This window comes from Cellulomonas taurus, assembly GCF_012931845.1.
In the GTDB taxonomy this organism is placed as follows: Bacteria; Actinomycetota; Actinomycetes; order Actinomycetales; family Cellulomonadaceae; genus Cellulomonas; species Cellulomonas taurus.
Genome location: NZ_CP051884.1, coordinates 873,224 through 884,011 on the forward strand (window position 1 = coordinate 873,224; position 10,788 = coordinate 884,011).

At 71.4% G+C, this 10,788-nt stretch carries 8 protein-coding genes; 5 read left to right on the plus strand and 3 right to left on the minus strand.

All coding sequences use genetic code 11. The features are described 5' to 3' along the window. Positions 1 to 243: 243 nt before the first annotated feature. Complete coding sequence (gene pulA / locus HGK68_RS03985; RefSeq protein ID WP_246260576.1) at positions 244 to 3,900, plus strand: pullulanase-type alpha-1,6-glucosidase; 3,657 nt, start codon at positions 244 to 246, stop codon at positions 3,898 to 3,900. Between the two features lie 135 nt (positions 3,901 to 4,035). Here the strand turns inward: pulA and HGK68_RS03990 are convergent, their stop codons facing one another. After that, positions 4,036 to 5,046, minus strand: a complete 1,011-nt coding sequence (locus tag HGK68_RS03990; protein ID WP_169164789.1) for an NADP-dependent oxidoreductase — start codon at positions 5,044 to 5,046, stop codon at positions 4,036 to 4,038. A gap of 69 nt (positions 5,047 to 5,115) precedes the next feature. Between HGK68_RS03990 and HGK68_RS03995 the strand changes: the two genes are divergently transcribed. Further along, complete coding sequence (locus HGK68_RS03995; protein ID WP_169164790.1) at positions 5,116 to 5,697, plus strand: TetR/AcrR family transcriptional regulator; 582 nt, start codon at positions 5,116 to 5,118, stop codon at positions 5,695 to 5,697. 48 nt (positions 5,698 to 5,745) lie between these two features. Here HGK68_RS03995 and HGK68_RS04000 read toward each other — a convergent pair whose 3' ends face one another. Both HGK68_RS04000 and HGK68_RS04005 read right to left on the minus strand, forming a co-directional pair. After that, the gene (locus HGK68_RS04000) at positions 5,746 to 6,501 is read right to left on the minus strand and encodes an ABC transporter permease (RefSeq protein WP_169164791.1); all 756 of its coding nucleotides are present in this window, start codon (positions 6,499 to 6,501) and stop codon (positions 5,746 to 5,748) included. A gap of 9 nt (positions 6,502 to 6,510) precedes the next feature. After that, entirely contained in the window at positions 6,511 to 7,500 is a 990-nt protein-coding gene (locus HGK68_RS04005; RefSeq protein ID WP_169164792.1) for a LacI family DNA-binding transcriptional regulator, read from the minus strand. A gap of 151 nt (positions 7,501 to 7,651) precedes the next feature. Here HGK68_RS04005 and HGK68_RS04010 point away from each other — a divergent pair, with 151 nt between their 5' ends. Genes HGK68_RS04010 through HGK68_RS04020 form a run of 3 tightly spaced genes read left to right on the plus strand, consistent with a single transcriptional unit; the run spans position 7,652 to position 10,781 of the window. Next, positions 7,652 to 8,950, plus strand: a complete 1,299-nt coding sequence (locus HGK68_RS04010; RefSeq protein ID WP_169164793.1) for an extracellular solute-binding protein — start codon at positions 7,652 to 7,654, stop codon at positions 8,948 to 8,950. Continuing rightward, on the plus strand, positions 8,947 to 9,915 hold the full coding sequence (locus HGK68_RS04015; RefSeq protein WP_169164794.1) for a carbohydrate ABC transporter permease: 969 nt from the start codon (positions 8,947 to 8,949) through the stop codon (positions 9,913 to 9,915). Before HGK68_RS04010 ends, HGK68_RS04015 begins: the two co-directional genes overlap by 4 nt. Before the next feature lie 14 nt (positions 9,916 to 9,929). After that, positions 9,930 to 10,781 carry a carbohydrate ABC transporter permease gene (locus HGK68_RS04020; protein WP_246260698.1) on the plus strand — a complete coding sequence of 284 codons (852 nt, stop codon included), beginning with the start codon at positions 9,930 to 9,932 and terminating at the stop codon, positions 10,779 to 10,781. Positions 10,782 to 10,788: the final 7 nt, after the last annotated feature.

Sequence of the window (10,788 nt, forward strand, 5' to 3'; positions counted from 1 at the left end):
CGAGGTGCCGACCTCGGCCCGCCTCGGCCCGCCTAGGCCTGTAACGGATTCGGCCCGAATCCACGGATCGGGCCGGTGGTTTCGTCCGGATTCGTCCGATGATGTAACGCCCCTTGTCGACCCCTGTTTCGCCTGGTTAACGTCCTGGGAATCCCCGGCTGCCGCACAGGTTCCCGGGCATCCCCCTGCGACGAAGGAGTCGATGTGGCGTACCGCCCCTGCCCACCGAGATGGACGCGCTGGTTGCCCGCCACGCTGGCAGCCCTGGCCCTGACCGGCACCGGGCTGGCCCTCCCCGCCACCGCTGACGACACCCTCCCACCCGCTTCGACGGCGGCCCCCGCCACCCCGGCGGGCACCACCGCGACCCCCGCCGAGGCCACCCCAGCCGACCCGGCCGCCGCCCCCGCCGAGGACACCGAGGCGGACCCGGCCGCCGCCCCCGACCCCACGGAGGCAGCACCCGAGCGGACCGACCCGGCACCCACCGACCGCACCGCCGGCCCCGACCGCGCCACCGCCGCCGCGCTCACCGTGGTCGCCGCCGGCGACTTCCAGCAGCAACTCGGCTGCTCCGGCGACTGGGACCCGTCCTGCCTGGACACCGCCCTCGCCCCCATCGCCGACACCGTCTACCAGCTGACCACCGACGCCCTGACGGCGGGCAGCTACCAGACCAAGGCGGTCGTGGAACGCGACTGGTCCCGCTCCTACCCGGCCAGCAACCTCGGCTTCGACGTGCCCCGCGACGGCGCGCTCGTGGTCATGACGCTCGACCTCAGTAGTGGGGAGTTCGCCGTGGACGTGGAGGGTGCGGTGGCCGGATCCGGCGCGACCGCGTACTGGCTGGACGCCACCACCGTCGCGGTGCCGCCGAGCATCGGGTCCGCCGACGGCTGGCAGCTGCACACCGCCCCGACCGGCGGCATCGCGGTCGCCGAGGCCGGGGTCACCCTGCCCGCCGACGGCCGGAGCATCCCGCTGACCGCCCGCGCCGAGCCGATCCCGGCCGGGACCCCGCGCACCGCCGGTTACCGCGCCCTGACCCTGCCGGACGGCCTGGACACCGCGGCGCTGCTCACCGGCGAACTGCGGCTGACCCACACCGGCGACGACGGCATCGACTACGCCACCGGCCTGCAACTCGCCGGGGTGATCGACAGCCTGTTCACCGTCGCCGCCGACATCCCGCTCGGCGTCACCTGGGCGGCCGGGTCACCGACCCTGCGGCTGTGGGCACCCACCGCGAAGACCGTCACCCTCGACCTGGCCAGCGGTCGGCAGCCGATGACCCGGGCCGTCGACGGCACCTGGTCGGTCACCGGTGACCCGTCCTGGGCCGGGCAGACCTACCGCTACGACGTCGAGGTCTACGTCCCGAGCACCGGGGCGGTGGAGCACAACCTGGTCACCGACCCGTACGCGGTGGCGCTCACCCTCAACTCCGAGCGCTCGGTGCTGGTCGATCTGGCCGACCCGGCCTTCCAGCCGGCCATCTGGACGGACACCGCGGCCCCGGTGGTCGAGAACCCGGTGGACCACACCATCTACGAGCTGCACGTCCGCGATTTCTCGATCAACGACGCCACCGTGCCGGAGTCCGAGCGCGGCACCTACCGGGCCTTCACCGAGTCCGGGTCGGACGGCATGCGCCACCTGCGCGACCTGGCCGAGGCCGGGCTGACCACCGTGCACCTGCTGCCGACCTTCGACATCGCCTCGATCGAGGAGGACCGCAGCAAGCAGGCGACCACCGGTGACCTGTCCGGCTTCGCGCCGGACTCCACCGAGCAGCAGGACGCGGTGAACGCGATCAAGGACGCCGACGCCTTCAACTGGGGCTACGACCCGTTCCACTTCTTCGCCCCGGAGGGTTCCTACGCGACCACCGGGAACCAGGACGGCGGCGCCCGGGTGGCCGAGTTCCGCTCGATGGTCGGCGGACTGCACGACGCCGGGCTCCAGGTCGTCCTGGACCAGGTTTTCAACCACACCGCCGCCGCCGGGCAGGACCCGAAGTCGGTGCTGGACCGGGTGGTGCCCGGCTACTACCACCGCCTGACCCCGACCGGCGCGATCGAGACCTCGACCTGCTGCCAGAACCTCGCCACCGAGAACGCGATGGCCGAGCGGCTGATGGTCGACTCCGTGGTCACCTGGGCGCGCGACTACCGGGTGGACGGCTTCCGCTTCGACCTGATGGGGCACCACTCCCGCGCGAACATGGAAGCGGTCCGAGCGGCGCTGGACGAGCTCACCCTGGCCGAGGACGGCGTGGACGGTGCCTCGATCTACCTCTACGGCGAGGGCTGGGACTTCGGTGAGGTGAGCGGCAACGCGCTGTTCACCCAGGCCACCCAGGGCCAGCTCGACGGCACCGGGATCGGCACCTTCTCCGACCGGCTGCGCGACGCCGTGCGCGGCGGCAGCCCGGTGAACGGCGGGTCGCTGTTCGAGCAGGGCTTCGGCACCGGTCTGGCGACCGACCCGAACGGTCGCCCGGCCCAGCTCGACGACCCCGGCACGGTGAACGACGGCTCGGCGGATGAGTTCGCCGATCTGGCGCACGCCACCGACCTGGTCCGACTGGGCTTGGCGGGCAACCTGCGCCAGTTCAGCTTCACCACCGCCGACGGCACGCTGCGCACCGGTGAGCAGATCGACTACAACGGCTCGCCCGCCGGGTACGCCGAGTCGCCGGAGGAGGTGGTGTCCTACGTCGACGCGCACGACAACGAGACCCTGTTCGACGTCCTGACCACCAAGCTGCCCGCCGAACTGCCGATGGCCGAGCGGGTGCGGATGAACACGCTCTCGCTCGCCACCGCGACCCTGTCCCAGTCGGTCAGCTTCTGGCACGCCGGCACCGACCTGCTGCGCAGCAAGTCCCTGGACCGCGACTCCTACAACTCCGGCGACCACTTCAACGCGGTGGACTGGACGGGTCAGGGCAACAACTTCGGCGTCGGACTGCCTCCGGCGGAGAAGAACCAGGAGTTCTGGCCGGTGCAGGGACCGCTGCTCGCCGACGCCGCGCTGGCCCCGGCACCGCAGGACATCGCCGCTGCCACCGCCGCCGCCCAGGACCTGCTCCGGCTGCGGCACTCCACCCCGTTGTTCCGACTCGGCGACGCCGCCCAGATCGAGGCGAAGCTGTCCTTCCCCGGCTCCGGCCCGGACGCCACCCCCGGCGTGATCGTGATGCGGGTGGACGACACCGTCGGCACCGAGGTCGACCCGGCGCTGGACGGCCTGCTGGTCGTCTTCAACACCACCGGCGCCCCGGTGACCGAGACGGTGGACGGTCTGGCCGGGCACGTCCTCACCCTGTCCGACGTCCAGGCATCCGGTGCCGACGGCCGGGTGCGGGACACCGCCTGGGACCCGGCCACCGGCACCGTCACCGTGCCGGCCCGGACGGTCGCCGTCCTCACCGAGGCCCAGGGCGCCACGCTGCCCACCCTGGTGCTGTCGGCCGGGGAGGTCCGTGCCGGTGAGTCCCTCACCGTGACCGGTGCCGGCTTCGCGGCGGGGGAGCCGGTGCAGCTCTGGTTGAACTCCGAGCCGGTCCAGCTGTCCACCGTGACCGCCGACGCGGCCGGGTCGTTCAGCGCCCCGGTGACCATCCCGGCCGATACCGCTCCCGGCGCACACACGCTGCGTGCGCTCGCGGGGCCGGTCGAGGCGAGTGCCGCACTGACGGTGCTGGCGGCGGCCCCGGTGGTCGCACCCCCGGACCCGGGATTGACGGACGGTCCTGCTGCCGGATCGGGCACGGGGTCGACCCCCCGTGGGTCGGGTGCGCTCGCCACCACCGGCGCGGGTGTCCTCGGCCTGCTGCTCGCGGCCGGTGCCCTGCTCGGCGCGGGCCTGATCGTCCGCCGACTCCGGGCGGTCTGAACCGCGGTTCGGGCCTCGCCGGCCCCGCGCCGCACTCTCGCGGAAGGCGGACGCGTGCACGCTTCCCGACTCAGGGAGCGTGCACGCGTCCGCTCTCGATGCGGGACCGCGGGCGGTTCGGGGGCGGCGCCTGGGTCAGATGCGGACCAGCATCTTCCCGGTGTTCGCGCCGTTCATCATGGCGATGAACGCGTCCACGGTGTGGTCGATGCCGTCGACCACCGTCTCGTCGTAGGTGAGCTCGCCCGCGGTGAACCAGGGGGCCACCCGCTGCTGGAACTCGGAGGCCAGGTGCAGGTACGACCCCAGGGTGAAGCCCTCCAGTCGCAGGCCACGGGTGATCAGGTTGCTCATGTTGTCCGGTCCGGCCGCCCGCTCGGTGGCGTTGTACCGGGAGATCGCGCCGCACAGCGCGGCCCGGCCGCCGGTGTTGAACACGTCCAGCGCCGCCTCCAGGTGGTCGCCGCCGACGTTGTCGAAGAACACGTCGATGCCCTCCGGTGCGGCCGCGGCGAGCTGGCCGCGCACGTCACCGTCCTTGTAGTTGAACGCCGCGTCGTAGCCGTACTTCTCGGTCAGCAGCGCGACCTTCTCCGGCGACCCGGCCGAGCCGATCACCCGGGAGGCGCCCAGCAGGCGGGCGAGCTGACCGGTGGCGGTGCCGACCGCCCCGGCAGCACCGGAGACGAACACGGTGTCGCCCTCGCGCAGCCCGGCGACAGCCGTCAGGCCGACATAGGCGGTCATCCCGGTCATGCCGAGGATGTGCAGGTGCACCGACAGCGGCGCGTCGCCCAGCTCCGGCACCGCGCGGAACTCGGTGGCCGGGCCCTGGGCCAGGTCCGACCAGCCCTGCTGGTGCAGCACCGGGGTGCCCACCGGCAGGTCGGCGCTGGTGCTCTCGACCACGCGGCCGACGGCGCCGCCGGTGATCCGCTCACCGATCTGGTACGGCGCCACGTAGCTGCGCGCGTCGCTCATCCGGCCGCGCATGTACGGGTCCACCGACACGAACTCGTTCGCGACCCGGACCTCACCCGGTGCCAGCGCGGGCAGCTCGGCGGTCTCGACGCGGAAGTCGTCGGGGGTTGGCCAGCCGGAGGGGCGCTGGGCGAGGGTGATCTGGGTGCGGGTGGACGACGTCATGCGTACTCCAAGCTAGAATTCTGGACTGATCGGTACACAATAAGCAGATCCCGACGCCAGGAGCACACCGTGGGCAGACCCCAGACCTTCGACCACGACACCGTGGTGCGGGCCGCCCGGGACGTGTTCTGGCAGGTCGGCTACGAGGGCGCCTCGCTCAGCGAGCTGGAATCCGCCACCGGCCTGAAGCGATCCAGCCTCTATCACGCCTTCGGTTCCAAGCGGGGGCTCTTCGACGCCGCCGTGGAGCACTACCTGGACCAGGTGGTCCGGCCCCGGCTGACCGGCCTGCACCCCGACGCGGCGCCCGATGCCCTGCTCGACTACCTCCGGGGCCTGCGCTCGGCGATCCTCGACGACCCGCTCCGGGGGGCGCGCGGATGCCTGCTGATCGGTGTCGCCGGTGCTGCGATCGGCACCGACCGCGCCGTCGCCGAGGTGGTGACCCGCTACCGCGCGGAACTGCGTACGGCGATCGGGCACGGGATGGACGCCCGACTGCCCGGCCATACGCCCGCCGACCGGCACCGCCTCGCCGAGGTCTGCACCGGGCTGGTGGTCGCCGCCCTCGCCCTGGCCCGCACCGACCCGGTCGGCAGTGCCGATCAACTGGACGTCGCCGCCGACCTGATCGGCACCGAACTGCCCTAGCCCGCCGCACCGGCACCAACACCCCGCAGGCGCGCGCCGACAGCCCGCTCACTCCCCGGGCAGGGACGGACGCAGCGCGCCGACCCGGGCGCCGACGAACCGCACCGTGAGCACCCCGACGACCGCCTGCGCCGCGAGCAGCCCGACCAGCACCAGCAGCTGGACCTGCGCCGCCACGGCCGGTGAGGCCCCACCCAGCAGCAACCCGACGAACGCCCCCGGCAGCGTCACCAGTCCGGCGCTGCGGGTCTGGTCGATCCCCGGCACCAGAGCCCAGCGCACCGCCTGCCGCGCCTGCTCGGCCACCGCCCGACCGGGACCGGCTCCCAACGCGATCCAGCCTTCGACCTCGGCCCACTGGGTGCGTGCGTCCTCGCGCAGTCGGCCTCCGGACACCGCCGCCGCCGACATCGCGCCGCCGATCATCTGCGCGGTGAACGGCAGCACGGTGGACGCCTCGGCGGCGAGCGCCCCACTGCTCAGCACCACCGCGACGGTCAGCCCCGCCCCGGCGCTGATCGCCAGCACCAGCCACCCGAGCACGCCGCGCCCCAGACCGATCCGCCGGGCGGCGGTGAACGCCGCCGCCAGCACCATCACCGGCAGGTAGACGGCGATCCCGGCCGGATGCCGGAAGATCCACGCGATCACCAGCGCGACCAGCACCAGCTGCACCGCTGCCCGGGCGGCCGCCCACAGCGTGTCCCGGCCCACGGGCACCCGACCGATCCGGGTCGCCGCCAGGAAGACCGCCAGCAGCGCGGCGGCGGCCAGGACGGTGCGCAGCGTCTCGGCCCAGGTCACCACCGCACGTTAGCCGAGGGGGGCGGTCGACCCCCGTCGGACCAGCGTCGTGTCCAGCCGGACGTGGTTCGCCGCCGGGCGCTCGTCCAGCAGGGCGAGCAGCAGGGTGACCGCCTCCGCCCCGAGGCGCTGGATCGGCTGCCGCACGGTGGTCAGCGGCGGAACCGCCCCGGCCGCCTCCGGCACGTCGTCGAAGCCGACCACCGACAGGTCCTCCGGCACCCGGAGTCCGGCCGCCTGGGCGACCTCCATCGCGGCGATCGCGGAGATGTCGTTCGCGGCGAACACCGCCGTCGGTCGGTCGTCCAGGGCCAGCAGCTCGGACATCGGCGCCCGGGTGGCCTCGGAGCGGTAGTCGCCGACCCGGATCAGCGCGGGGTCCACGGTCAGTCCGGCCGCGGCCATCGCCTCGCGGTACCCGGTCTCGCGCAGGTGTGAGGATTCCAGGTCGGGCCGCCCGGCCAGGAAGGCGATCCGGCGGTGTCCGAGGCCGATCAGGTGCTCGGTGGCCAGCCGTGCGCCGGTGAGGTTGTCCGAGTCGACGGTGGGCAGCCCGGTCGGGCCGGTGTGCGGGTCGACGGCGACCACGGGCACCTGGGCGTCCACGTCGACCACCGAGGGGGTCACCAGCACGGCGCCGTCGATCAGGGTGCCGCTGAGCCGGGACAGATAGCGCCGTTCCCAGCCCGGCCCGCTGCTCGCGCCGGTGTAGGCCAGCAGCTCGTAACCGGCGTCGGACACCGCCGCCGCCGCGCCCTTGAGGATCTCGGTGCTGAACGGCTCGAACTCGGCGACGAGGATCCCGATCACGTGCGTGCGGTGCGACCGCAACGACCGCGCCACCAGGCTGGATTCGTAGCCGAGATCGTCGATCACCTGCTGCACCCGGGTCGAGGTGGCCTGCGCCACGCCGTACCGGCCGTTGATCACCTTGGACACGGTCGCCACCGAGACGTCGGCGGCCCGCGCCACATCCGTGATCGTCACTCGACGGGTCATAGACCGCAGCGTACCCGGTTGCGAAAACGTTATCGATAACGGTTGACATGCCGCGAGCGCCCCTGCCACTGTTGCGGCGCAACCGGGTCGAGGACGACATGGGGGTCAGGCCCGCAACCGCACTGGTCAACTCAACGAAGAGGACGATCTGATGATTGCTCGTAAAGCGATGGCCGCATCCGCCGCCGTCCTGGCCGGACTGCTCGCGCTGACCGCTTGTGGCGGCGGCTCGGACAACGGCTCCGACGGCTCCGACGGCGGGGACGTCTCGATGACGTTCTGGCACAACTCGACCACCGGTGACGGCAAGGCCTACTGGGAGGACATGGTCGCCCAGTTCGAGAAGGCCAACCCCGGCGTCACCATCGACGTCCAGGCGATCCAGAACGAGGACATGGACGGCAAGCTGCAGACCGCCCTGAACTCGGGCGACGCACCGGACATCTTCATGGCCCGTGGTGGCGGCAAGCTCGCCGACGTGGTCGAGGCCGGACAGGTCAAGGACCTCACCGACCTGGTCTCCGACGACGTGAAGTCCGAGCTCGGCGATGCGGCGTTCAACGCGTTCAGCGTCGACGACAAGGTCTACGGCATGCCGGTCGCCGTGCTGCCCGGTGGCATCTACTACTCCAAGGACCTGTTCGCCCAGGCCGGGATCACCGAGACCCCGAAGACGATGGACGAGCTGAGCGAGGCGGTCACCAAGCTCAAGGCGGCCGGGATCGACCCGATCGCCCTGGGCGCCAAGGACGCCTGGCCGGCCGCGCACTGGTACTACTTCTTCGCCCTGCGGGAGTGCGGCAAGGACACGCTGACCGACTCCGCCAAGTCCAAGGACTTCTCGGACGACTGCTGGACCAAGGCAGGGGAGGACCTGGCCGACTTCGCCGGGACCGAGCCGTTCAACAACGGCTTCCTGACCACCACCGCGCAGCAGGGCGCCGGATCCTCGGCCGGTCTGCTGGCCAACCACCAGGCGGCGATGGAGCTGATGGGTGCCTGGGAGCCCGGCGTGGTCGCCTCGCTGACCCCGGACGAGCAGCCGCTGGCCGACCTCGGCTGGTTCCCGTTCCCGGCCGTCGACGGTGGCAAGGGCGGTGAGGGCGCGATGATGGGCGGCGTCGACGGGTACTCCTGCTCGGTGAACGCTCCGGACGCGTGCGCGGACTTCCTGAACTTCGTGCTCAGCAAGGAGAACCAGGAGGGGTACGCGGACGCGTTCCAGACGCTGCCCGCCAACAAGGAGGCGCAGAGCGTCGTCACCACCCCGGCGCTGCAGGACGTGCTGGCCGCCTACAACGACGCCCCGTACGTCGAGGTCTGGCTGGACACCCTCTACGGCCAGAACGTCGGCAACGCGCTGAACACCGGCGTGGTCGACCTGCTGGCGGGCAAGGGTGACGCGCAGGGCATCGTCGACGCGGTCAGCGCAGCCGCAGCGAAGGAATGACGACGCTGACGCAGGGCACCCGGGCCGGGGTCACGGCGACCCCGGCCCGGCGTCGCCGGTCCGCCGACTGGCGCAAGCGTGCGGAGATCACCCTGCTCTCCGGCCCCGCGATCGCGATCTTCGTCGCCTTCGTGATCTTCCCGGTCATCATGGCCGCGTACTACGGCTTCTTCAGCTGGAAGGGCTACGGCGTCCCGACCGACTTCGTGGGCCTGAAGAACTACCTCACGATCCTCAAGGACCCGACCTTCCACGACGCGTTGAAGCACAACGGCTTCATCGTGATCATGTCGCTGATCCTGCAGGGCCCGGCGGCGGTGCTGCTCGCCCTGCTGCTGAACCAGAAGCTGCGCGGTCGCAGCCTGGTCCGGGTCCTGATCTTCGTGCCCTACGTGGTCTCCGAGGTCATCGTCGGCACCGGCTGGAGCCTGATGCTGGCGACCAACGGCGCGGTCAACGACCTGCTGACCAAGATCGGCCTCGGCTCCTGGACCACCGACTGGTTGTCGAACCCGAGCATCGCGATCTGGTCGCTCATGCTCATCATCAGCTGGAAGTACATCGGCTTCGCGGTGATCCTCTTCCTGGCCGGCTTGCAGTCCATCCCGGAGGAACTGTCCGAGGCCGCCGCCATCGACGGTGCCTCCTACTGGCAGACCCAGCGCCGGATCACCCTGCCGCTGCTCGGACCCACCCTGCGGATCTGGGCCTTCCTGTCCATCATCGGCTCGCTGCAGCTGTTCGACCTGGTCTACATCATCTGGGGCCAGTACGTGGCGTCCACCGCCGGCACCTCGACCATGGCGACCTACATGGTGACCAACGGTCGTAACTCCGGGAACTACGGCTACGGCAACGCGGTCGCCGTGGTGCTGTTCCTGATCTCGCTGGTGATCGCGCTGACCTACCAGCGCTACGTGCTCCGCCGGGACACCGCGGGCGCCATAACCGAGGGGAAGAAGTGATGGCGGCGATCACGATGGGCCGACTGCCCCGCACCACGGCGCGCGGTCCGGTGAGCAAGGTCAATCCGCTGGTGTACGTGGTGGCGTGGCTGTTCGTGGGCCTGTGCATCGCCCCGGTGGTGTACATCATCCTGGGCGGTTTCCGCACCAACTCGGAGATCACCCAGGACCCGTCCGGGCTGCCGACCAGCTGGCGCCTGACCAACTTCTCCGAGGTGCTCGGCTCCTCCGGCTTCTGGCAGCAGGTGGGCAACTCCACCATCGCCGGGCTGGGCACCACCGCCGGGGTCGTCGTCCTCGCCCTGATGGTCAGCTACGTGCTGGCCCGGTACCGGTTCGCCGGGCGCGGGGCGATGTACGCGCTGTTCGCCGCCGGGCTGATGTTCCCGATGACCGTGGCGATCACTCCGCTGTACATCCTGATCAAGAACCTCGGCCTGATGAACTCGCTCGCCGGGATCATCCTGCCGCAGATCGCCTTCGCCCTGCCGCAGGCGGTCATCATCCTGGTGCCGTTCCTGGCCGCCATCCCCAAGGAGCTGGAGGAGGCGGCCGCCATCGACGGCGCGAGCCGACTCGGCTTCTTCTTCCGGATGGTGCTGCCGCTGTCGGTGCCCGGTGTGGTGACCGTCGGCATCCTCGCCTTCGTGGCGAGCTGGAACAGCTACATGCTGCCGCTGTTCATCCTGAACGACTCCTCGGCGTTCACCCTGCCGCTCGGTGTGCAGGCATTCGCCTCCGAGTACTCGGTGGACACCGCACGCGTGCTGGCCTTCACCTCGTTGTCGATGATCCCCGCGCTGATCTTCTTCTCGCTGTTCGAACGCCGGATCGTCGGTGGCCTGACCGGCGCCGTGAAGGGCTGATGTACCC

What these genes read in the sequence shown, in the direction of transcription:
- HGK68_RS03990 (WP_169164789.1), bottom strand. Translation starts at nt 5,046, where the DNA reads ATGACGTCGTCCACCCGCACCCAGATCACCCTCGCCCAGCGCCCCTCC.
- HGK68_RS04005 (WP_169164792.1), bottom strand. Translation starts at nt 7,500, where the DNA reads ATGACCCGTCGAGTGACGATCACGGATGTGGCGCGGGCCGCCGACGTC.
- HGK68_RS04010 (WP_169164793.1), top strand. Translation starts at nt 7,652, where the DNA reads ATGATTGCTCGTAAAGCGATGGCCGCATCCGCCGCCGTCCTGGCCGGA.
- HGK68_RS04015 (WP_169164794.1), top strand. Translation starts at nt 8,947, where the DNA reads ATGACGACGCTGACGCAGGGCACCCGGGCCGGGGTCACGGCGACCCCG.
- HGK68_RS04020 (WP_246260698.1), top strand. Translation starts at nt 9,930, where the DNA reads ATGGGCCGACTGCCCCGCACCACGGCGCGCGGTCCGGTGAGCAAGGTC.